At 74.9% G+C, this 22,658-nt stretch carries 17 protein-coding genes and 1 riboswitch; of the genes, 11 read left to right on the forward strand and 6 right to left on the reverse strand.

The window, feature by feature from the left end; genetic code table 11:
- The first annotated feature begins 33 nt into the window (after positions 1-33).
- The 8 genes from KPL57_RS44700 to KPL57_RS44735 all read left to right on the forward strand — a co-directional run bounded on the left by KPL57_RS44700 (position 34) and on the right by KPL57_RS44735 (position 11,039).
- Complete coding sequence (locus KPL57_RS44700) at positions 34-1,029, forward strand: LacI family DNA-binding transcriptional regulator (RefSeq protein ID WP_226356418.1); 996 nt, start codon at positions 34-36, stop codon at positions 1,027-1,029.
- Between the two features lie 96 nt (positions 1,030-1,125).
- On the forward strand, positions 1,126-2,121 hold the full coding sequence (locus tag KPL57_RS44705) for an ester cyclase (protein ID WP_226356419.1): 996 nt from the start codon (positions 1,126-1,128) through the stop codon (positions 2,119-2,121).
- Positions 2,122-2,134: 13 nt separating this feature from the next.
- A complete protein-coding gene (locus tag KPL57_RS44710; protein ID WP_226356420.1) occupies positions 2,135-3,301 on the forward strand; it encodes a hypothetical protein in 1,167 nt (388 codons plus the stop codon).
- Between the two features lie 59 nt (positions 3,302-3,360).
- Positions 3,361-4,275, forward strand: a complete 915-nt coding sequence (locus KPL57_RS44715; RefSeq protein ID WP_226356421.1) for a nitrilase-related carbon-nitrogen hydrolase — start codon at positions 3,361-3,363, stop codon at positions 4,273-4,275.
- Positions 4,263-5,330 (forward strand): ABC transporter ATP-binding protein, encoded by a 1,068-nt coding sequence (locus KPL57_RS44720; RefSeq protein WP_226356422.1) that lies wholly within the window; start codon positions 4,263-4,265, stop codon positions 5,328-5,330. The genes KPL57_RS44715 and KPL57_RS44720 overlap by 13 nt, the downstream gene beginning before the upstream one ends.
- A gap of 74 nt (positions 5,331-5,404) precedes the next feature.
- Positions 5,405-6,031, forward strand: coding sequence for a hypothetical protein (locus tag KPL57_RS44725; protein WP_226356423.1), 627 nt, complete (start codon positions 5,405-5,407; stop codon positions 6,029-6,031).
- 50 nt (positions 6,032-6,081) lie between these two features.
- Positions 6,082-6,161: riboswitch (cobalamin riboswitch) on the forward strand.
- A 91-nt stretch (positions 6,162-6,252) separates the two neighbouring features.
- Complete coding sequence (cobN, locus tag KPL57_RS44730; RefSeq protein ID WP_226356424.1) at positions 6,253-9,876, forward strand: cobaltochelatase subunit CobN; 3,624 nt, start codon at positions 6,253-6,255, stop codon at positions 9,874-9,876.
- A gap of 95 nt (positions 9,877-9,971) precedes the next feature.
- Entirely contained in the window at positions 9,972-11,039 is a 1,068-nt protein-coding gene (locus KPL57_RS44735) for an alpha/beta fold hydrolase (RefSeq protein ID WP_226356425.1), read from the forward strand.
- A 9-nt stretch (positions 11,040-11,048) separates the two neighbouring features.
- Here the strand turns inward: KPL57_RS44735 and KPL57_RS44740 are convergent, their stop codons facing one another.
- Entirely contained in the window at positions 11,049-12,404 is a 1,356-nt protein-coding gene (locus KPL57_RS44740) for an MFS transporter (RefSeq protein WP_226356426.1), read from the reverse strand.
- A 114-nt stretch (positions 12,405-12,518) separates the two neighbouring features.
- On the opposite strand from KPL57_RS44740, the gene KPL57_RS44745 reads away from it, so the two are divergent.
- Complete coding sequence (locus KPL57_RS44745) at positions 12,519-13,151, forward strand: hypothetical protein (RefSeq protein ID WP_226356427.1); 633 nt, start codon at positions 12,519-12,521, stop codon at positions 13,149-13,151.
- Entirely contained in the window at positions 13,148-14,500 is a 1,353-nt protein-coding gene (locus tag KPL57_RS44750) for a hypothetical protein (RefSeq protein ID WP_226356428.1), read from the forward strand. The genes KPL57_RS44745 and KPL57_RS44750 overlap by 4 nt, the downstream gene beginning before the upstream one ends.
- 248 nt (positions 14,501-14,748) lie before the next feature.
- Here KPL57_RS44750 and KPL57_RS44755 read toward each other — a convergent pair whose 3' ends face one another.
- The gene (locus KPL57_RS44755) at positions 14,749-16,305 is read right to left on the reverse strand and encodes an acetolactate synthase large subunit (RefSeq protein ID WP_226356429.1); all 1,557 of its coding nucleotides are present in this window, start codon (positions 16,303-16,305) and stop codon (positions 14,749-14,751) included.
- A 117-nt stretch (positions 16,306-16,422) separates the two neighbouring features.
- Here KPL57_RS44755 and KPL57_RS44760 point away from each other — a divergent pair, with 117 nt between their 5' ends.
- Positions 16,423-17,898: an MFS transporter gene (locus KPL57_RS44760; RefSeq protein ID WP_226356430.1), complete on the forward strand. Its 1,476-nt coding sequence runs from the start codon at positions 16,423-16,425 to the stop codon at positions 17,896-17,898.
- A 3-nt stretch (positions 17,899-17,901) separates the two neighbouring features.
- On the opposite strand, the gene KPL57_RS44765 is transcribed toward KPL57_RS44760, so the two are convergent.
- The 4 genes from KPL57_RS44765 to KPL57_RS44780 form a co-directional block, all read right to left on the reverse strand.
- Positions 17,902-19,230, reverse strand: coding sequence for an MFS transporter (locus tag KPL57_RS44765; RefSeq protein ID WP_226356431.1), 1,329 nt, complete (start codon positions 19,228-19,230; stop codon positions 17,902-17,904).
- Positions 19,231-19,296: 66 nt separating this feature from the next.
- Positions 19,297-20,499 (reverse strand): MFS transporter, encoded by a 1,203-nt coding sequence (locus tag KPL57_RS44770; RefSeq protein WP_226356432.1) that lies wholly within the window; start codon positions 20,497-20,499, stop codon positions 19,297-19,299.
- A 44-nt stretch (positions 20,500-20,543) separates the two neighbouring features.
- A complete protein-coding gene (locus tag KPL57_RS44775; RefSeq protein WP_226356433.1) occupies positions 20,544-21,563 on the reverse strand; it encodes a DNA topoisomerase IB in 1,020 nt (339 codons plus the stop codon).
- Between the two features lie 28 nt (positions 21,564-21,591).
- A complete protein-coding gene (locus KPL57_RS44780; protein WP_308253098.1) occupies positions 21,592-22,566 on the reverse strand; it encodes a glycosyltransferase family A protein in 975 nt (324 codons plus the stop codon).
- Positions 22,567-22,658 lie beyond the last annotated feature (92 nt).

Consider the following 22,658-nt stretch of genomic DNA (forward strand, 5'->3'; position numbering starts at 1 on the left):
TAGGCTCGGCGCGCGGTCGGGGGAAGGGCGGACATGGTCACCAGTCGCGACGTGGCGAGGCTCGCCGGGGTCTCGCAGCCGACGGTGTCGCGCGCGCTCACCGACCACCCCCGGGTCTCCGAGGCGACCAAGCGCAGGGTCCGCGAGGCGGCCCTGGCGCTGGGTTACTCGACCAACGCGATCGGGCGCGCGCTGTCGGTGGGCCGCTCGAACCGGATCGGGCTGGTCGTCGCCGACCTGGAGAACCAGTTCTACGCGAACATGATCGGCCCGCTGCACCACGAGCTGGAGGCCCTCGGCCACGAGCTCGTGCTGATCACCGAGTCGGCCGGGACCGCGCCGCTCCCCGAGCGGGTCGCCGCGCACGGCCTGGCCGGGGTGGTGCTGTCGACGACGACGGTGGACTCCATCCAGCCCGCCCGGCTGCGCGACCGCGGCGTGCCGTTCGTCTATTTGAACCGGACCGCGCCCAGCGTGGCCGCCGACGCGGTGACCGTGGACCCCGAGCAGGGCGTGCGCGAGGTGCTCGGGGAGGCCGTCCGCCTGGGCCACACCCGGATCGGGGCCATCTTCGGGCCGCGCAACACCAGTACCGGTGAGCTGCGCGAGCAGGTCGTCCGCACGGTGCTCGACGAGCACGGGCTGGCGCTCGCCCAGCGCGACGTCCTGCACGGCCCGTTCGACTTCGCGACCGGTCGCGAGGGGTTCCGCACGCTGCACGAGCGGGCCGGTGGTCCGACGCTGCTGCTGTGCGGCAACGACGTCGTCGCGCTCGGGGCGCTCGACGCGGCCGCGGAGGCCGGCGTCCCGGTGCCCGGTCACACCTCGGTGGTCGGCTTCGACGACCTGCCCACCTCACGCTGGGCCCTGGTCCGGCTCAGCACCGTCGCCTACGACCTCGACGAGGTCGCCCGGGAGTCCGCGCGTCTGGTCGTCGCCCGGCTGACCGACCCCGGGGCCGAGCCGCGGCACGTCGTGTACCCGACGCACTACGTCGCCCGCGCCACCGTGGCCGCGCCCCGGGCGTAGCCGCTCCCGTCGACGGAAATCCCCGCGGGGCCCTTGCCCGTCGGTTGTGCATACGCATACAGTCATGGCACACGGAGCCGACGAGGAAGGACCACCATGACGCTCGACCCGGTCGCGTACGAGCCCTACAACGACCCGGACGACTTCATCCGCGAGGTGACCGACCGGATCTGGGTCCAGCGGGACGTGTCCTACATCGTCGACAACTACGAGCCGGACTCGATCGTGCACGGCGGTCTCGGCACCGTCGTCGGCCGCGACGGGGTGATCGAGGGCAGCCTGATGCGCATCGCAGGCACCCCGCAGCACGTCGGCCAGGCGGAGGACGTGGTGTGGGAGGCCCGCGGCGACGACGCGTTCCTGAGCTCGCACCTGGTCTTCTCCGCCGACGAGATCCTCGTCGACGGCGTCGTGAAGCGGATCCGCAAGCGCACCATCGCCAACTGCCTCTACCGGCGCGGCCGCATGGTGGAGGAGTGGGTGGTCCGTGACGAGCTCGCGAGCTGCCTGCAGCAGGGCATCGACCCGGCCGAGGCGGCCCGGGCGCAGCGGTTCCGCGGCTACCAGGGCTCGATGACCGAGCAGCCGCCCAAGGACGTGCTCGCCGTCGGCGACAGCGGCCCGCGGCCGGACGACTTCCGGCCCGAGTGCGAGATGGTGCTGGAGTTCCTCGAGGAGGTCTGGAACTCCCGGCGGTACCAGAAGGTCACCGACTACATGCACCGTGACCTGTTCCTGCACACCGTCGGGGACCAGACCGTCGTGCGTCCGGACGGCTACCAGCGCGACCTGCTCGCGCTCGTCGCACCGTTCCCGGACGCCCGGTTCGAGGTCCGCGACGTCCAGACGAACCACGCCGAGCGCTACGCCGGCCTGCGGATCGCGGTGACCTGGGTGATGCGCGGGACCTACCGCGGGACACCGGCGTTCGGTCCGCTCACCGGGGGCGAGGTGGAGCTGCTCGGCGTCTCGCAGTTCCTGGTCCAGGGCGGCCGCATCGTCAAGGAGGTCCGGGTGTTCGACGAGATCGCGCTGCGCGCGCAGATCGACGCCGGCCGGACCGAGGCGTTCACCGACACCAACATCTACTGACCGGAGCACCGACATGCACGACACGGTGGTCAGCGCGGACGAGCTCGTCCGCCGCACCGTCCGGCACGCGGACTGGGTCCCGTGCAGGGCCGCGTTCATCGACTGCCGCACCCCGGGCTCGGACCGCAAGGACAACTACTCCTTCATCGGCCCCGGGGTCACGCAGAACGCGTCCCAGCACGTCAACCTCCGTGAGCCGCACGGCTTCAACCTCGGTGCGGCGGGCATGCCGCACGGCACCACGAACAGCCTGCACCTGCACTTCACCGCCGAGGTCTTCATCAACCTCGACGGCGACTACCAGCTGCGCTGGGGCCCGGACGGCACGCAGGGCACCTACCGCAGCGTCGACGGCGACATCGTCTCGGTCCCGCCGTGGATCTTCCGCGGCTTCACCAACGTCGGCGACGACGACGGCATCCTGCTCACCGTCCTGGGCCGCGACGACACCGGCGGCATAATCTGGGGCCCCACGGTCCTGGCCGAGGCCGCCGGTCACGGCCTGCACCTCACCGCGGACAACCGGCTCATCGACACCGTCGCCGGGGACCCGCTGCCCGACGACGTCGCGCTGATCCGGCCGATGGAGCAGGCCGAGATCGACCGGCTCGACGTCTACACCGCCGAGCAGTTCCGCGGCCGCGTGGTGCACGCCGCCGACCGGCCGTGGGTCGCCGAGCCCTACCTGTGCTCGCGGCTGCCCGGCGGTGGCGCCGAGCTCGCCCCGGTCATCGGCTGGGGCACCGCGGAGAGCCGGGCCGCGGCACCGCGGCTCCTCGACCCGCACGGGTTCGCGCTGGCGTGGCTGCGCGCCCTGCCCGGGGACGGCGTGCTCACCCACCGGCACGACGCGACCCAGGTGCTGACGGTGAAGGCCGGGCACTGGGCGGTCACCGTCAACACCGGCGACGACGCGCGCACCGTCGAGCTCGGCCCGCGGGACACCCTCTCGGTGCCGCCCGGTGCCTGGCGGTCGATGACGGCGCTCGACGCCGACGACGGCCGGGCCGCCGCCCCCGGCACCGCGGAGCTGCTGGTGGTCACCGGTGGCGACGGCCGGGTCCGGCACGAGTGGGCGCGCGAGGTCGTGGCCGGTGCCCGTGACCGGGGCCGGGTCCTCGACGCCGACGGCTACCTCGCACCGGCCGCCGTGCTGGCGTTCGCGGCCGAGGACGACTGAGGACGGCCGGGATGTCGGCGACGGGCCCCACGGGGGCGGGACCGGCGAGGGAGCCCACGGTGCCCGTGGCGGTGGCGGGCGCCGACGGCCCGGTGACCGCTCCGGCGGGCCCCGGCGGACCGGTGACCGTGGCGGCGTGCCGGATCCCGGCGCGGATCGACGCGCCGGACCCGGCGGTCGCCGAGCGTGCGGTGCGCGAGGCCGTCGCCGCGGGCGCCCGGCTCGTCGTGCTGCCCGAGCTCACCGTCTGCGGCTACGCCTTCGCCGACGCCGCCGAGGCGCGGGCCGCCGCCGAGCCGCTCGACGGCCCGACCGTCGGGCGGTTCGCGGCGCTGTCCGCGGAGACGGGCTGCGTGGTCGTGGCCGGTCTGGCCGAGCTCGGTGCCGACGGCCGGGTGTACGACACCGCCGTCGTGGTCGAGGACGGCGTGCTGCGCGCGTCCTACCGCAAGGTCCACCTCTGGGACCGGGAGCGGGAGCTGTTCACCCCCGGTGACGCCCCGCCGCCGGTGGTGGCGACCGCGGCCGGCCGGATCGCCCCGCTGGTCTGCTACGACCTGGAGTTCCCGGAGTGGGTCCGCCGGGCCGCAGAGGACGGCGCCGAGATCGTCGCGGCGCCGGTGAACTGGCCGTGGCGGCCGACCCCCGACGGGCAGGACCCGCTGGAGGTGGCGAAGGTCCGTGCCGTCGCGGGGACCTACCGGGTGCACGTCGTGGCCGCGGACCGGTGCGGCACCGAGCGCGGGGTCGCCTGGTTCGGGGCCGCGGTGGTCGCCGACGCCGACGGGAACCTGGTGGCCGGCCCCGGCGGGCCGCCGCCGGGGGAGCCCGGGCTCCTGACCGCCGTGCTCGACCCGGCACGGGCGCGCGACAAGCACCTCACCGGGCACAACCACGTCCTGCGCGACCGCAGGCCCGAGCTGTACCGCGAGACCGCCCCCGACACCGAAGGAGCACCACCATGGCCGGCGTGACCTACGACGCGGTGACCCGCCGCTACCCGGGATCGCCCCGGGCGGCGGTGGACGCCCTCGACCTCGAGATCGCCGACGGCGAGTTCCTCGTCCTGGTCGGGCCGTCCGGCTGCGGCAAGACCACATCGCTGCGGATGCTCGCCGGGCTGGAGGACGTCGACGGCGGCCACATCCGCATCGGCGAGCGCGACGTCACCGGGGTCGCGCCCAAGGAACGCGACATCGCCATGGTGTTCCAGAACTACGCGCTCTACCCGCACATGACCGTCGCCGACAACATGGGCTTCGCACTGAGGATGGCCGGCGTCGGAAAGTCGGAGATCTCCCGCCGGGTCGCCGAGGCGGGCCGGATCCTGGACCTCGAGCAGTACCTCGGGCGACGGCCGAAGGCGCTGTCGGGCGGGCAGCGGCAGCGGGTCGCGATGGGCCGCGCGATCGTCCGTCAGCCGCAGGTCTTCCTCATGGACGAGCCGCTGTCGAACCTGGACGCCAAGCTGCGCGTGCAGACGCGCACCCAGATCGCGTCACTGCAGCGGCGCCTGGGCGTCACCACCGTCTACGTCACCCACGACCAGGTCGAGGCCATGACGATGGGGGACCGGGTCGCCGTGCTGCGCGACGGCGTGCTCCAGCAGTGCGCCGCCCCCGGTGAGCTCTACGACCGCCCGGCGAACGTCTTCGTCGCGGGCTTCATCGGCTCCCCGGCGATGAACCTGCTGGACCTGCCGGTGACCGGGGACGGCGTGGTGCTGGGCGGGGTCACCGTCCCGGTGCCGCGTCCGGTCCGCGACGACGCCGGGCACGCGGTGACCGTCGGCATCCGGCCCGAGGACCTGCGCCCGGCCGACGACGGCATCCCGGTCGAGGTCGACCTGGTCGAGGAGCTCGGCGCGGACGCCTACGTCTACGGCCGCGCCCGGATCGACGGTGCCGAGCACCCCCTGGTCGCCCGGGTCGACGGCCGCCGGCCACCGGCCCGGGGGACGGGGCTGCACCTCGTGCCGGACCCGGAGCGCACCCACCTGTTCGCCGCGGACGGGCGTCGGCTGGGCTGAACGACGGCCGCCGGCCGCTCGGGTGGACGAGGCGTCCCCGGGCGGGAACGCCGCCGATCGGCTCTGATGGCAGGGTGCGCACCGTCGGCTCCCACGTCATCGACCGCTTCGACGGCTGGATCTCCGGCCTGGGCACGACGTCGGGCCGCCGGATCGTCGTCGGCCACTGGCCGGACACGCCGCTGGGGTCGTTCACCGATGTCATGACCGAGTCCGCCGACGGGCACCGCACCCTGCTCGCCCCGAGCGAGGAGGTCGCCGCGTTCGTCGCGGCCACCTACACCTTCGACGAGGTCCGGATCGTGCCGGTGACCCACACCGCCCACGACGACCGGCGCCGGGTCGTCGCCGGTCCGGTGCAGGTCAGCTGGCGGGTCGGCGGGCGCCCGCCGCTCGGCCGGCTCCTGCGCGCGGTCCCCGGTGCGCTCGCGGTGCACCCGTGGTGGCTGCGGGCGATCGACCCGTTCGCCCGGCGGGTGCTGCCCGGGGTGCGGACCGTCGGCACCGCGGGCAACGGCCGTCGCGAGTACTACGGGGCCCGTGACCTGCACCGGGTCCTCGCCGCCTCGGCCCGCTGGGACGACGGCGACTGCGGCGCGCTCGCCCCGGTCGCACCGCCGGTCCGGTTCGGGTTCGGCTCGGCGCCCGCCACGCCGTCGCACGTGCGGATCACCACCCTGGTCGAGCGCTCCTTGACGTGACCGGTGGCCGCCACCGATGGTGGCTCACGACAACCGAAGACGGCGAGCGGGAACCAGGAAGCCGGTGCGAGTCCGGCGCGGTCCCGCCACTGTGACCCCCTGGCCGCTGCAAGGGGGGAGCCAGACACTGCGCCCGCCCGCCGCGCCGCCCCACCCGGGACGAGGAATCCCGAGGAAGGTACGTCGATGACGCGCGCCCACACCGCCCCCGGAGCCGTCCGGTGATCCTGCTGCTGTCCACCTCGGACACCGACCTCCTCTCGGCCCGGTCCTCGGGCGCGGACTACCGCCTCGCGAACCCGAACCGGGTCACCCACGACGAGCTCGCGGAGATGGCCGACGCCGCCGCCGTCGTCGTCGTCCGCGTCCTCGGCGGGTACCGCTACTTCGAGGAGGGGCTGGACCTGCTGCGGGCCCGCGCGACGCCGCTGGTCTGCCTGGGCGGGGAGATGGCCCCGGACGCGGAGATGATGGAGCTGTCCTCGGTGCCCGCGGGCGTCGCGGCCGAGGCCCACACCTACCTGGCCCAGGGCGGCACCGAGAACCTGGCGCAGCTGCACGCGTTCCTCTCCGACACGGTGCTGCTCACCGGCGAGGGCTTCGCGCCGCCGGTGGAGCTGCCCGAGTGGGGCGAGCTGTCGCTGCCCGACACGGAGGTCGACGGGCCGACGGTGGCGGTGCTGTTCTACCGCGCCCAGTTCCTGGCCGGGAACACCCGCTACATCGAGGCGCTCTGCGAGCAGATCGCGGCGAAGGGCGCCCGCGCGCTGCCGATCTGGTGCGCGTCGCTGCGCCAGGCCCCGGCCGCGCTCCTGGAGCGGCTGCGCGAGGCCGATGCCATGGTCGTCACCGTGCTCGCCGCGGGCGGCACCAAGCCCGCGAGCGCCCAGGCCGGCGGTGAGGACGAGGAGTGGGACGTCACCGAGCTGGCCGCGCTCGACGTCCCGATCCTGCAGGGCCTGTGCCTGACCAGCTCCCGCGCCACCTGGGAGGCCAACGACGACGGGATGTCCCCGCTCGACGTCGCCACCCAGGTCGCCGTGCCGGAGTTCGACGGCCGGCTGATCACCGTCCCGTTCTCGTTCAAGGAGACCGACGCCGACGGCCTGTCGGTCTACGTCCCCGACGACGAGCGGGCCGCCCGGGTCGCCGGGATCGCGGTGAAGCACGCGACGCTGCGCCGCGTCCCGAACGCCGACAAGAAGATCGTGCTGATGCTGTCGGCGTACCCGACCAAGCACGCGCGGATCGGCAACGCGGTCGGGCTGGACACGCCGGCGTCGACGGTGGCGCTGCTGCGGACGATGGCCGCGGCGGGCTACGCGGTCGCCACCGAGGGCGAGGCGGCGTTCCCGGGCGTCGAGGCCGGCGACGGCGACGCGCTCATGCACGCCCTGATCGAGGCCGGCGGGCAGGACCCGGACTGGCTGACCGAGGACAAGCTTGCCGGCAACCCGGTCCGGATCTCCGCCGCGACGTACCGCAGCTGGTTCGACACGCTGCCCGAGGACTTCCGGTCCGGGGTCGAGGAGCACTGGGGCGAGGCGCCGGGCGAGCACTACGTCGACCGCTCGCAGAACCCGGACGGCGACATCGTCGTCGCAGCGCTGCGCCGCGGCAACGTCACGCTGATCGTGCAGCCGCCCCGCGGGTTCGGGGAGAACCCGGTCGCGATCTACCACGACCCGGACCTGCCGCCGTCGCACCACTACCTGGGCGCCTACCGCTGGCTGGCCGCGCCCGAGTCCGAGGGCGGGTTCGGTGCGCACGCGATCGTGCACATCGGCAAGCACGGCAACCTGGAGTGGCTGCCCGGCAAGACGCTGGGCATGTCGGCCTCCTGCGGCACCGACGCCGTCCTCGGCGACCTGCCGCTGGTCTACCCGTTCCTCGTCAACGACCCGGGGGAGGGCACCCAGGCCAAGCGCCGGGCGCACGCCACCCTGGTCGACCACCTCATCCCGCCGATGGCGCGCGCCGAGTCCTACGGCGACATCGCCCGGCTGGAGCAGCTGCTCGACGAGCACGCCAACATCTCCGCACTCGACCCGGCGAAGCTGCCCGCGATCCGCCAGCAGATCTGGACGCTGATGACCGCGGCCCAGATGCACCAGGACCTCGGGCTGGAGCAGCGCCCCGACGAGGACGTCTTCGACGACATGCTGATGCACGTCGACGGCTGGCTCTGCGAGATCAAGGACGTCCAGATCCGCGACGGCCTGCACGTGCTCGCCCAGGCACCGGCCGGGGAGCAGCGCGTCGACCTGGTCCTCGCGGTGCTGCGCGCCCGGCAGATGTGGGGCGGCGAGCAGTCCGTGCCGGGTCTGCGCCAGGCGCTCGGCCTGGTCGAGGACGGCTCGGAGACCAACACCCGCACCGACACCGTCGAGCGGGTCGCCCGCGCGCTGGTCGCCGGGATGGAGGCCCGCGGGTGGGACTCCTCGGCGGCACCGGAGGTCGTCGCCGGGGCCGAGGCGCTGCCGGGCGCGGACCTGTCCGCCGTCGAGGCCGTGCTGCGCTTCGCCGCCGACGAGGTCGTGCCCCGGCTCGACGCCACCGCGCACGAGCTGGACCGGGTGCTGCACGCCCTCGACGGCGGGTTCATCCCGGCCGGCCCGTCCGGTTCGCCGTTGCGGGGGCTGGTCAACGTGCTCCCGACCGGGCGGAACTTCTACTCGGTCGACCCGAAGGCCGTCCCGTCGAAGCTGGCCTGGGAGACCGGGCAGGCGATGGCCGAGTCGCTGGTCGAGCGCTACCGGGCCGACCACGGCGAGTACCCGCGCAGCGTCGGCCTGTCGGTGTGGGGGACCAGCGCGATGCGGACCTCCGGCGACGACGTCGCCGAGGTGTTCGCCCTGCTCGGCGTCCGCCCGGTGTGGGACGACGCGAGCCGTCGCGTGCGCAGCCTGGAGGTCATCGACCTCGCCGAGCTCGGCCGACCGCGCGTCGACGTCACGGTCCGGATCTCCGGGTTCTTCCGCGACGCGTTCCCGCACGTCCTGGCCCTGCTCGACGACGCGGTGAAGCTGGTCTCCGAGCTCGACGAGACCCCGGAGCAGAACTACGTCCGCGCCCACGTCGACGCCGACCGCGAGCGCACCGGCGACGACCGCCGCGCCCGCACCCGGATCTTCGGCTCCAAGCCGGGCACCTACGGCGCCGGGCTGCTCCAGCTCGTCGACTCCCGCGACTGGCGCGGCGACGCCGACCTCGCCGAGGTCTACTCCACCTGGGGCGGCTACGCCTACGGCCGCGGCCTCGACGGCGTCCCCGCGCGGGACGACATGGAGAACGCCTACCGGCGGATCGCGGTGGCGGCGAAGAACATCGACACCCGCGAGCACGACATCGCCGACTCCGACGACTACTACCAGTACCACGGCGGCATGGTCGCCACGGTGCGCGCGCTGACCGGTACCGCGCCGGCCGCCTACGTCGGGGACTCGACCCGTCCGGAGGCGGTGCGCACCCGCAGCCTGCACGAGGAGACCGCCCGGGTCTTCCGTGCCCGCGTGGTCAACCCGCGCTGGATCGCCGCGATGCGCCGGCACGGCTACAAGGGCGCGTTCGAGATGGCCGCGACCGTCGACTACCTGTTCGGCTGGGACGCCACCACCGGCGTCATCGCGGACTGGCAGTACGAGACGCTGACCGCCGAGTACGTGCTGGACCCGGACAACCGGAAGTTCCTCGCCGAGTCCAACCCGTGGGCGCTGCACGGCATGGCCGAGCGGCTGCTGGAGGCCGTCGACCGCGGTCTCTGGGAGAGCCCGGAGAAGGCGACCCTGGACGCGCTGCGGCAGGCCTACCTGGAGTCCGAGGGCGACATCGAGGGCGACGGCTGAGCCGCGGGACCCTCCGGCCTTGACACCGATGGTTTCCCAGGAACATATTTCCTGGGAAACCATCGGTCGACCGTCGCCAGCCCCGGAGGACCCCCGTGCCCGACCCCGAGCCCACCGCCCGGCCCCGCTACGGCCGCGACGAGCCCTACGAGGTCTTCGAGATCGACGACCTGACGCTCGACTGCGGGCGGACGCTGCGCCCGGCCCGGATCGCCTACCGCACCTACGGCGAGCTGAACGCGGCGAGGGACAACGCGATCGTCTACCCGACCTGGTACTCCGGGCGGCACTGGGACAACGAGTGGCTGATCGGTGAGGGGATGGCGCTCGACCCGGACCGCTGGTTCGTCATCGTGCCGAACATGCTGGGCAACGGGCTGTCCACCTCGCCGTCGAACGCCCCGGTGCCGCACGACGGCCCGACGTTCCCGCCGATCCGGGTGCGCGACAACGTCGAGGCCCAGTACCGGCTCGTCACCGAGCACTTCGGGATCCGCACCCTGCCGCTGGTGCTCGGGTGGTCGATGGGCGCGGGCCAGACCTACCAGTGGGCGGTCAGCCACCCCGAGATGGTGCAGCGCATCCTGCCGTTCTGCGGGTCGCCGCGGACCGCGCCGCACAACCAGGTGTTCCTCGACTCGCTGCGTGCCGCGCTCATGGCCGCGGTCGGGTTCGACGGCGGCCGCTACACGGTCCCGCCGGCGCAGGGGCTGCGCGCGTTCGCGCGGATCTACGCCGGCTGGGGCTTCTCCCAGGCGTTCTACCTGGAGGAGGAGTGGCGCCGGCTGGGCAACACCTCGCTGGAGGACTTCGTCGTCGACTTCTGGGAGGGCTTCTTCCTCGACGGTCGTGACCCGAACAACCTGCTGACCATGCTCGACACCTGGTGGCACGGCGACGTCGGCGCGACCCCGGGCGCCGGCTCGACCGAGGAGGCGCTGGCCTCGATCCGGGCGACGGCGATCGTGATGCCCGCGGAGAAGGACCTGTACTTCCCGCCCGAGGACGAGGCCTGGGCGGTGTCGCACATGCGGGACGGCACCGAGCTGCGGGTGATCCCCGGGGTGTGGGGACACTTCGCCGGCGGCGGGAAGAACCCGGTCGACACCGCCTTCATCGACGCCGCGGTCGCCGAGCTGCTCGCCCGCCCGTCCGGGATCTGAGGCCGGGGCTCAGGGCTCCGGCACCCGCGTCCGCGACGCGGTCAGCGCACCGGCGACCGCGGGCACCGCGACCACGACCAGCAGCACCGGCAGCGCGGCGGCCGGTGACACCAGCGCCACCAGCAGCGCGCCGCCCAGGCCGACGAACGTCGCCGTCGCGAGCTGGTCGAGCAGCTGCGCCGCCGAGGAGTGCGAGCCGACGTCGTGGGCGTCGGAGTGGGCGAGGGTCAGGTAGGCGATCGCGGAGAACGCCACGCCCATCCCGAGCCCGGACACGCCCCAGAACCCGACGGCGAGCCAGCCCGGCAGCAGCCCCGCGGCGACCGGGACCAGCGCGACCTGGCCCGCGGCGATCGTCGCGAACCCGGCGCGCAGCATCACCGAGCGGTCGGCGTCGGGCCGTCGGGCCTGCCAGGCGGCGGCCGCCGACCAGCCCAGCGACGCGACGATCAGCGGCGTCCCGGCGGCGGTCAGCGACCAGCCGTGCGTCGCGGTGAGCACCAGCGGCAGGAACGACACGACCGGGAAGAACGCCGCGGCGACCAGGCCACGGGCCGCGACGACCGCGGCGATGCCCGGGCGCGCGAGGACGGTCCCGCGGGGCAGCAGCCTGCGCAGCGAGGGCACCAGCACCACGACGGCGACGACGCCGGCCACCGCGCCGCCGGGGTCGAGGTTCTCCAGCGCCCAGCTCAGCCCGGCGACACCGACCGCGGCACCGAGCGCCGCGGGCACCAGGCCCGCCCCGTGGCCGCCCGTCGCCGGTCCGGCGGGCGGTCGCAGGACGCGCACCACCGGGGCGATCAGCACCAGGGCCAGCCCCACCACCGGCAGCAGCCCCAGGAAGACCCAGTGCCAGGACAGGCGCTCGGTCACCAGCCCGGCCAGCGGGGGACCGACGAGCGCGGGCAGCACCCACGCCGAGGAGATCAGCCCGAACACCACCGGGCGCTGCCGCGAGGGGTACACCTCGGCGACGAGCACGTACACCGCGACGCCCTGGGCCCCCGCGCCCAGTCCCTGCAGGACCCGGCCGGCGAGGAGCCCGGTCATCGTCGTCGCGAACCCGGCGACCAGCAGGCCCGCCCCGAACAGGACCGGCGCGGCGACGAGCGGCACCCGGGGGCCCCGGACGTCGCACCAGCGGCCGCCGGCGACGGTGCCGAAGACCGCCGCGGCCAGGAACAGCACGAACGGCCAGGCGTAGCGGGCGACCCCGCCCAGGTCGGCGACGACGGCGGGCATCGCGGTCCCCACGCCCATCGCCTCGAACGCGGTCAGGCTGATCAGCAGCAGGATCCCGACGGTCGTCGGCGCGCGGCCCTGGGACCAGACACCCGCCCCGTCCGTCCGCGCCTCGACCACGGCGCCACCCTGCTCCCTGAACCCCGGTGCAGGTCAAGTCGATTCAGTGATCACCTTTCGTGATCAACAAACACGCTCCGTGTTTCCGGCTCGCGCAATCGGGTATACCGCGCTATGACCGACATCACAACGATCATCGTCGTCGCCGTGGTGGTGATCGTCGTCGCCATACTCGCCGTGGTCGCCGCGACGATGCTGCGCCGTCGTCGCTCCGCCGAGCTCCGTGACCAGTTCGGACCCGAGTACGAGCGCACCGTGCGCGACGCGGACGACCCCCGCGACGCGGAGAAGGAGCTCGCCGAGCGCCGCAAGCGCCACGACGCGCTGACCTTGCGATCCCTCGACCCGCAGGAGCGTGACGGCTACCGCCGCCGGTGGCAGCAGGTGCAGGAGGGCTTCGTCGACGACCCGTCCCGGGCGGTGCACGACGCCGACGCGCTCGTCGCCGACGTCATGGCGGCCCGCGGGTACCCCGCCGAGGACGTCGACCGCCGCGAGGAGGACCTGTCCGTCGCCTACCCGGTCGTCACGCAGCGCTACCGCGAGGCACGGGCGATCTCCCGTGAGCACTCCGCCGGGCGAGCTGGGACCGAGGACCTCCGGCACGCGGTGACGAGCTACCGCGCACTGATCGACGCCCTGCTCGACGACGGCGACGGCACCGGTTCCGGCGGCCGTCCCGAGAACGACGGCCGCCACCGCCAGGGCGGACCGGACCAGGACACCCGACGGGAGACCACGGCATGAGCGAGCACCAGGGCAGCAGCAAGGCGGCCCGACTGGCCGACTCGATCAAGGACGCGTTCACCGGCCGCAGCGAGGACGAGCGCGACGCCGGCTGGGAGCGCCGCGAGGCGGCGGGCACCGCAGAGCAGGACGCGGGCGTCCCGGGTCAGCGCCACGGCGACCCGGACGCCCCGCCGCTGGCGGGCCCCGGGGCCGGGCCGGGGGACGCCCCCGGCGGACGACTGGCCGAGGACCGTACGGCCGGCGGGGACCCGCGGGCCGCGCGTGCCGGTGACCCCGGTGGCGACCCGCGTGCCGGTGACCCCCGCAGTGCCGACCCCCGCGGCGCCGACCCGCTCGGCGCCGACCCGGGTGCCGGTGGGCCCCGCGGCGCGGACCCCCGGGACGGCGACCCGCGCGGTGGAGACCTCCGAGGTGGGGACCCGCGGGGTGGGGACCCGCGGGGTGGGGACCCGCGGGGCGGCGACCTGCGCGGTGGGGACCCGCGGGGCGGCGACCTGCGTGGTGGCGACATGGCGGGCGGGGACCCGCGTGGTGCCGACCCGCGCGCCGGTGACCTCGCCGGTGGCGCCCCACGGACCGGCGACCCGCGCGCGGGCGACCTGCCGGGTGGCGACCCGCGCGGTGCCGATCCCCGCGGCGGGCACCTGCCCGGCGGCGACCCCCACGGCGGCCCGGGCGCACCGGGTGCCGACCCCCGCGACGCCGGCCCGGCCGGACGACGCGACACCCTCGGCGACCCCGCGGCGGCGGGCGTCCGGGGACCGGCCGACGCGGGCGGGGTCCCGCCCGGCGGCGGTGTCGGGACCGGCGCACCGGGGACCGGCGCACCGCCCCGCGACGCGGCGCCCGGCTCCGCGGGCGGCGCCGGGACCACCCCGGCCGCAGGCGGGACCGCGGCCGGCGTGGCCGCCGCGGCGACCACCCGTGGCGCACCCGTCCGGGAGGACGGCGCGACCGGCGGCCGTCACCACGACGCGACACCGGACCGCGGGCACGACGACCTGCGCGACCCCGGTGACCCGCGGGGCGGCGCGACCGGACCGGGGGCCGACCCGGCGGCGACCGACCCCGCCACCGGCGGCTCGTCGCTGCTCCCGGCCGACCGGGCCCGCGAGTACCAGGACCGCTGGTCGACGCTGAAGGGCGAGTTCGTCGACGAGCCCCGCCGCGCCGTCCACGGGGCGAACGCGCTGGTGGGGGAGATCCTCGACGAGATGGAGTCGCTGTTCCGTCGTCAGCGCGACGACCTGGAGGCCCAGTTCTCCCGCGACGACGCCTCGACCGAGGACCTGCGCCAGGCGCTCACCCGCTACCGCGAGTTCTTCGACCGCCTGCTGTCCCTCTAGCGCCCCCGAACCCGCGCCGCACGGCTCCGGCCGTGCCGCGCGGGTTCGGCGCCGTGCCGCGTGCGTTCCGGTCGCGCCGCAACGGTGCCGACCGCGTCGCACAGGTTCCGGCAGCGCCGCACAGGTACGCGGTGCGCCGCACGGGTTCCTCCCTGTGCGGCGCATCCGGAACCTGTGCGGCGTCCGGCTGCGCGGGTCGTGCCGCCGGACCGGGTCGCAGGAGCGAGCCCGGCCACGCCCGCCGGGGCTCAGCCCAGGGCGGGGACGATCGCCTCGACCAGGTGCGGGCCCGGCTCGGCCTGCGCCCGCCGCAGCGCGTCGAGCAGTCCCTCGGTGGTGGTGACCCGCTCGGCGGGCACCCCGAGCCCGGTCGCCAGTGCGGTGAAGTCCGGCGTCGGGTCGGACAGGTCCAGCATCCGGCCCGCCCGCCCGGAGTGCGCCGCCTCCCCGGCCCCGGTGCGGGCCAGCTCGACCCGCAGGATCGAGTACGCCGCGTTGTTGATCAGCACGACGGTGACGTCGAGCCGTTCGCGGGCCATCGTCCACAGCGCCTGGGCGGTGTAGAGCGCGCTGCCGTCGGCCTGCACCGCCACCACCGGACGGTCCGGCGCGGCGACCGCGGCACCCACCGCGGCGGGCAGCCCCATCCCGATCGCACCGCCGGTCAGCGCGATCTGGGTGTGCCGCGGCGCGGTCTGCAACGACATCGCCAGCGACGCCGCCGCCGTCAGCGCCTCGTCGACCACGATCGCGTCCTGCGGCAGCGTCGCGGCGACGGCGGCGCACAGCCCCCGCACGTCGAGCGCGCCCGGCGCGGGCTCCGGCGCCTCGTGCGGGGCGAGCGCGGGAGCCGCGTCGCCGGCGACGACGTCGGCGAGGGCCTCCAGCGCGGCCGTCGCGTCGGTCGCCGGGTCGGCGAGCCCCACCACGGCGGCACCCTCGGGCACCAGGTCCCCGGGCACGCCCGGGTAGCCGAAGAACGACACCGGCGACCGCGCCCCGGCCAGCACCAGCGACGACGTGCCGTCCAGCTGCTCGATCGCCTGCTCGGCGAAGTAGGCGAGCTTGTCGATGCGGGTCCGGCCGGCGCCGGTCTCCCAGCACCGGGGGAAGGTCTCGACCAGCAGCCGGGCCCCGGTGGCCGCGGCGATCCGCCCGGCGGCGTCGACGCCCGCCGCGCTCAGTGCGGGCCCGCCCAGCAGCAGCGTCGCGCCGGGCGCGCGGACGGCGTCGGCGGCCGCGGCGACCCGCGAGGGGTCCGGCGGGAACGGCCCGGCGACCGGCAGCGGCGGGGCGGGCGACGCCCCCTCCGACCAGGACACGTCGGCCGGCAGCACCAGCGTCGCGACCTGCCCGCCGCGCTCGCCGGTCGCGGCGAGGGCGCGCATCGCGTCGGCGGCGACGTCGCGCACGTCGCCGCTGGTGTGCACCCACCCGGACACGGTCCGCGCCACCGCGGTGATGTCGGACTCCAGCGGCGCGTCGAAGCGGACGTGGTCGGTCGCGTGCCCGCCGACCACGCACAGCAGCGGCGTCCCGGCCCGGCGCGCGTTGTGCAGGTTCGCCAGCCCGTTGCCCAGCCCCGGCCCGAGGTGCAGCAGCACCGCCGCCGGCTTCCCGGCGATGCGCGCGTAGGCGTCGGCGGCGCCGGTCGCGACGCCCTCGAACAGGGCCAGCACCCCGCGCATCTCCGGCACCGCGTCGAGCGCCTGCACGAAGTGCATCTCCGAGGTCCCCGGGTTCATGAAGCACACGTCGACACCGGCCGCGGTGAGCGACCCGACCAGCGCCTCGGCGCCCCTCACGACCGGTTCCCGATCTCTACGGTCCACATGGTCGGTGAGTCCACACGATGTGACGCGTGCCCGCAGGACCCGGGTTCGAGTTGCGGCCCGCAGCGCCAGGACGCGGAATGAGGGACTGTGAGCGACGACCGCACCGCGCCCGAGGCGTACACCCCCGACCCGCGACGCTGGCGGGCGCTGTCGGTCTGCCTGGTCGCCGGGTTCATGAGCCTGCTCGACGTCAGCATCGTCAACGTCGCGCTGCCGGCCATGCAGGCCGGTCTGCGGGCCTCGGCCGCGCAGCTGTCGTGGATCGTGTCCGGCTACGCGCTCACCTTCGGTCTCGTCCTGGTCGCCGCCGGCCGTCTCGGCGACGACCGCGGCCGCCGTCGCATGTTCGTCACCGGCCTCGCCCTGTTCACCCTGACCAGCGCGGTCGCCGGGTTCGCGCCGAACCCGGAGGTGCTCGTCGCGGTCCGGCTGGTGCAGGGCGTCGCGGCCGGGCTGCTGTCCCCGCAGGTCGTCGGGTTCATCCAGGACCTGTTCCGCGGCCCGGAGCGGGGCTCCGCGTTCGGCATGTTCGGCGCCGTCGTCGGGATCTCCACCGCGGTCGGCCCGCTGCTCGGCGGGCTGCTGCTGGCCTGGGCCGGCGACGCCGACGGCTGGCGCTGGGTCTTCTTCGTCAACATCCCGATCGGCGTCGCGGCGCTGGTCGCGGCGTTCCGGCTGCTGCCCGCCGACACCGTGACCACGGGGGAGCGGCGCCCGCTGGACCTGGGCGGCTCGGTGCTGCTCGGCGTCGCCGTCGTCGCGCTGATGCTGCCGCTGGTGCTCGCCGAGCGGGACCCGGCGTCGGCGCCGTGGTGGTTGGTCGCGGTCTCGGTCGCGGCACTGGTGGCGTTCGTGGCCTGGGAGCGGCGGGCCAAGCGCGTCCACGGCCACCCGCTGATCGACTTCGCGCTGCTGCGGACCCGCAGCTACGCCGTCGGCACCACGCTCGGCTCGATCTACTTCGCCGGGTTCACCTCGATCTTCTTCGTGCTCACCCTCTACCTGCAGAACGGGCTGGGCTACACCCCGCTGCAGACCGGCCTCACGCTCACGGCGTTCGCGCTCGGGTCCGCGGTCACCTCCGCGCTCAGCGGGCGCCTGGTGGCCCGGTTCGGGCAGCCGATGATCGTCGTCGGGCTGGCGACGGTGATGGTCGGGCTCGGCGTCACCGACCTCGTCCTGGCCGCGACCGCGCACAGCCCGTGGACCGGGCTCGCGATCGCCGGGCCGCTGCTGCTCGCCGGGGCGGGCGGCGGGCTGGTGATCGCACCGAACCAGACCCTCGCGCTGTCGGAGATCCCGCACACCTCCGGCGGCACCGCGGGCGGGGTGCTGCAGACCGGGCAGCGGATCGGGACGGCAATCGGGCTGTCCGCGGTCGGCGCGGTGTTCTTCGGCAGGCTCACCGCGTCCGGCGGGGACTGGGCGGACGCCATCTCGCACGGCCTGCTGATCACCGTCGGGCTGGTGGCGCTGGCCCTCGTGCTCGGGATCACCGACCTGGTCGCGGCCCGGCGCACCCGCGGACGGGGCACGCCGGTGACCGCGACCGGCGGACGGTAGGGGTCAGGTCCGGGCGACGACGCCGGCGTCGTCGCGCAGCCCGGACCGGAGCGTCTCGGTCATCAGCCACGAGCAGACCATCGACACCAGCGCGATCCCGACGACGTAGCCGGCGACGGCGTAGAGCGACCCGGTCAGCGCGACGAGCGCGGTGCACAGCAGCGGCGCGAGGCCGCCCAGGATCGACGCGATCTGGTAGGCCAGCGACGCCCCCGAGTACCGCATGCTGGTGGAGAACTGCTCGGCGAAGAACGCCGACTGCGGCCCGTACACCGCCGAGCGCGCCACCTGCACGACCAGCCCGCCCAGCAGGAACAGCCAGATGCTGCCGGTCGACACGAGCCAGAAGTACGGCACCGCGAACACCGCGAGCAGCGCCATCCCGCCGACGAACATCGGACGCCGCCCGATCCGGTCCGACAGCAGCCCGAACGCCATGATCAGCGGGATGTCCGACAGCGACAGCACCGAGTTCGCCGCGAGGATCGTCGTGCGGTCGTAGGACAGGGACTGCGTCGCGTAGGTGACCAGCCAGACCGAGGAGACGTAGAACGTCGAGTTCGTCGCGAGGAACGACCCGGCGGCGAGCAGGATCTCCTTCGGATAGGTGCGCAGCGCCTCCAGCACCGGCATCCGGTTCGCGGCCTTCTCGTCCATCGCCTTCCGGAACACCGGCGACTCGTGGACGCCGAGCCGGATCCACATCCCGACCCCGATCAGCGCGATGCTGGCGAGGAACGGCACCCGCCAGCCCCACGCCAGGAACTGCTCGTCGGTGAGCGTCGCGGAAAGCACCGCGAACGTCGCCGTCCCCAGCACCAGGCCGAGCGGCACACCGACCTGCGGCCAGCTGCCGTAGAACCCGCGCCGGTGCGACGGGGCGTGCTCGACGGCCATCAGCGCCGCACCGCCCCACTCGCCGCCGACGCCGAACCCCTGCAGGAACCGCAGCGTCACCAGCAGGACCGGAGCCCAGACGCCGAGCGTGTCGTAGCCGGGCAGCAGGCCCATCCCGACGGTCGCCGCGCCCATCAGGAGCAGCGAGTAGACGAGCATCGGTTTCCGGCCGACCCGGTCGCCGAAGTGCGCGAACACCGCCCCGCCGAGCGGGCGGGCGATGAACCCGACGGCGAACGCGCCGAACGCGGACAGGGTGCCGGTGACGGGGTCGACCGACGGGAAGAACACCTGGTTGAACACCAGGGCCGCGGCCGTGCCGAAGATGAAGAAGTCGTACCACTCGATGGTGGTGCCGACCAGGCTGGCGGTGGCGACCTTCCGGGAGGACCGGAGTGCGGGTCCCGGCGACGCCGGCGGGACGGTGGAGGACATGCGCCCTGACGCTAAGGGGTCGTCCGATTCGTGTCGAGACGCACGAGTGGTCCGGTCGGCCGGCGTTCAGGCCCGGGTGCGACGGGGGGAGAGCACCCCCGCGACGAGCACCACGACCAGCCCGGCCACCGGGACGACCAGCAGCCCGACCCGCAGCGACGTCGCGTCGGCGACCAGCCCGACCACCGGCGGCGACACCAGGAACCCCACCCGCATCAGCCAGGTGACGATCGTCAGCCCGGTCCCCGGCGCCAGCCCCGGCAGGTGGTCGGCGGCGGTCATCGCGGCCGGGACGAGCGTCGCCACCCCGAACCCGGCGAGACCGAACCCGGCGACGGTCCCGGGCACCGTCGGGAACGCCAGCGCGAGCCCCATCCCGGCGAGCACCAGCCCGCCGCCGGCGCGGGCCACCGCGCGCTGGCCGAACCGGTCGACCATCCGGTCACCGATCAGCCTGCCGACGAACTGGCAGCCCTGCAGCGCCACGAACCCGAGCCCGGCGACGGCAGCACCGGCCCCGAGCCCCTGCAGGTACACCGCCGCCCAGGTCGCGCCGGAGTCCTCGACCAGGGTGCCGGAGATCGCGACCAGCCCGAACACGGCGAGCAGCGCCACGGTGCGGGGGCCGAGCCCGGTCCAGGGCCGCCGCGGCGGTGCACCGTCGGCCGCGTCGGGGGCCGGGCGGTCGTCGCCGTCGGCGCCGCGCAGCAGCAGCGGGTACACCGCGACCGCGATCACCACCGACAGCAGCGACGACACCCCCAGGTGCACCGGCAGCGCCAGCCCGATCCCGGCGGCGGCCGAGCCCATCAGACCGCCCGCGACCGCCCCGACCGACCAGAGCGCGTGGAACCCGTTGAGGATCGACCGGCCGTAGCGGCGCTGCACCCGCAGCCCGTGCGCGTTCTGCGCGACGTCGACGACGGCGTCGGACGCCCCGACCAGCAGCATCGCCGTGGCGAACAGCGCCCAGGACGGCGCGAACCCCACCAGCACGACGCCGAGCGCGATCACCGCCATCCCGAACGAGGCCACCTTCGCCGAGGTGAACCGGGCGATGAGCGGGCCCGCGGTCAGCCCGGCCAGCAGCGCCGCGAACGGCATCGCGGCCACCGCGAGCCCGAGCTGGGTGTTGGACAGGCCGAGGTCGGCCTTGATCTGCGGGAAGCGGGGCAGCAGGTTGGCGTAGACCAGGCCGTTGGTGAGGAAGACCAGGGCCACCGCCGCCCGGGCCCGTCGTTCCGTCCGGCCCGCCTCGACTGCCACCACGGGCCCATCATGCGGGACCGGCCGGGCACCGGCGGGCCGCGGGGTCAGGTGTGGCGTTCCAGCAGCCGCAGCACCGCCCGTTCGACGGCGACCCGGCTGCGGTGCTCGTCGGCGCCGCGCGGGATGCGGCGCAGCCCGGCCGCGACCGTGTGGCCCTCCTCGAAGGCCCGCACCACGCGCGGGTCGACGTAGCTGCTGCGGGCGACGGCCGGGGTGTTGCCCAGCGCCCGGGCGACCTGGCGCATCGCGGCGGCCTCGGCCCGCTTCAGCGCGGTCGCGGACAGCTCGGCGCCCCCGGCGGAGCCGTGCTCGGCGAACGCGACCGCGGCGACGACGGTGGCGTTCCAGGTCCGCAGGTCCTTCGCGGTGTGCGCGGCGTCGGTGAGCGAGCGGAAGTGGTCGTTGACGTCGTCGGAGCGGATCTCGCGCCAGCGCCGCCCGTCGCGGTGGACGAGGAAGCGGTCGCCGTCCGGACGGGCCCGGCGCAGCGCCTGCACCAGGCGGACCAGGCCGTCGTCGCGGATCCGGACGCGCCGGTGGATGCCGCCCTTGGCGGTGTAGGAGAACTCGCAGCCGCCACCGCGCAGCCGGACGTGCTCGCGGCGCAGCGTCGACAGCCCGAAGGTGCCGTTCTCCTCGGCGTACTGCTCGCCGCCGGTGCGGAACACCCCGAGGTCGAGGATGCGCATCGCCCCGCAGAGCACCCGGTCGCGACCGGTCCCGCGGCCGTCGAGGGCGCGCTGCACGCGCTCACGGAAGCGGGGCAGCCTGCGGGCGAGCTCGAGCACGCGGTCGTGCTTCTCGGTGTCGCGGTCGGCGTGCCAGCGCGGGTGGTAGACGTACTGGCGGCGGCCCGCGTCGTCGTAGCCGACGGCCTGGATGTGGTCGCGTTCCCGCTCGGAGATCCACACGTCCCGCCAGGCGGGCGGAATCACCAGCTCCTCGATCCGGGCCCGCACCGGCGCGGCGACGGCGGCGCCGGTCGCGTCGTGGTAGCTGAACCCCCGTCCCCGACGACGGCGGGTGAGGCCGCCGCGGTACGGGATCGCCCTGGTCAGTCGCACGCCGGGGGATACCCGCCGCGCGCCGGGATCATCCCCGCAGCGAGTTGATCTTCACCGCGGTGCGCAGCGCCCCGGACATGCCCTTGTAGGCACCGTTGCGGGCGGTGTCGCGGACGTTGCGCAGCTGCGCGCGACGCTCGCGGCCCGCGCTGCTCCACGCCAGCAGCGACCGGCCCCAGGAGTCCTTCGCGAGCTCCTTCGCGCCGGCCTCGCGGGCGAGCAGCGCCCACCGGTCGCCGAAGTCGTCCAGCCCGTCGCGGTAGGCGAACACCGCGGGCCGGACGTAGGCCATGCCCGGGTGCTGGCGGCCCATCCGGGGGGCGTAGTCGGCGATGACCTTGTCCAGGCACTCGAACCGGCGCTGCCGGTTGGAGCTGATCGACCCGGTGCGCATCAGGCGCATGTCGAGCAGCCAGCGGCGGGTGCCCCACATCAGCGGGTAGTTCGAGCCGGCGGCGATCCGCAGCCACATCTCGAAGTCCACCGCGGAGGGCAGCGAGCAGTCGAAGCCGCCGACCTGGTCGAAGCAGGCCCGGCGGATCATCAGCGAGCTGCCGTTGTGCGGCGGGTTGTTCTCCACCAGCTGCTTGTCGATGTCGACCCGGCCCGACGGCTGCCAGCGCAGCGCCACGACCTGCCCGGACTCCAGCATCACGCGGGTGTGGCAGTACGCCATCCCGACCCCGGGCGGGGCGGTGTGCATGGTCTCGAGCATGTGCGAGAGGAACTCGGGGTGCCAGCGGTCGTCACCGTCGAGGAACGCGACGAAGGGGGCGGCGCTCTCGGCCAGCGCGCGGTTGCGCGCCGCGCCCGAGCCGCCGTTCTCCACCTGGATCAGCCGCACCCGCGGGTCGCGCTCGGCGCGCGAGCGGACGACGTCGGCGGTGTCGTCGGTCGACCCGTCGTCGACGACGAGGTACTCGAACCGGGACTCGGTCTGCGCGAGCACCGAGTCGATGGCCTCACCGATCCACGGACCGACGTTGTAGGCCGGCGTGATCACAGTGACGAGAACGTGGGGGTTCCGCACGATCGGCACAGTCGGTGCTCCTTCCGGGGTGCGCCCGTCTTCGGCGCCGTCGGCCCCGCATTCAC

This window comes from Pseudonocardia sp. ICBG601 (assembly GCF_020496245.1).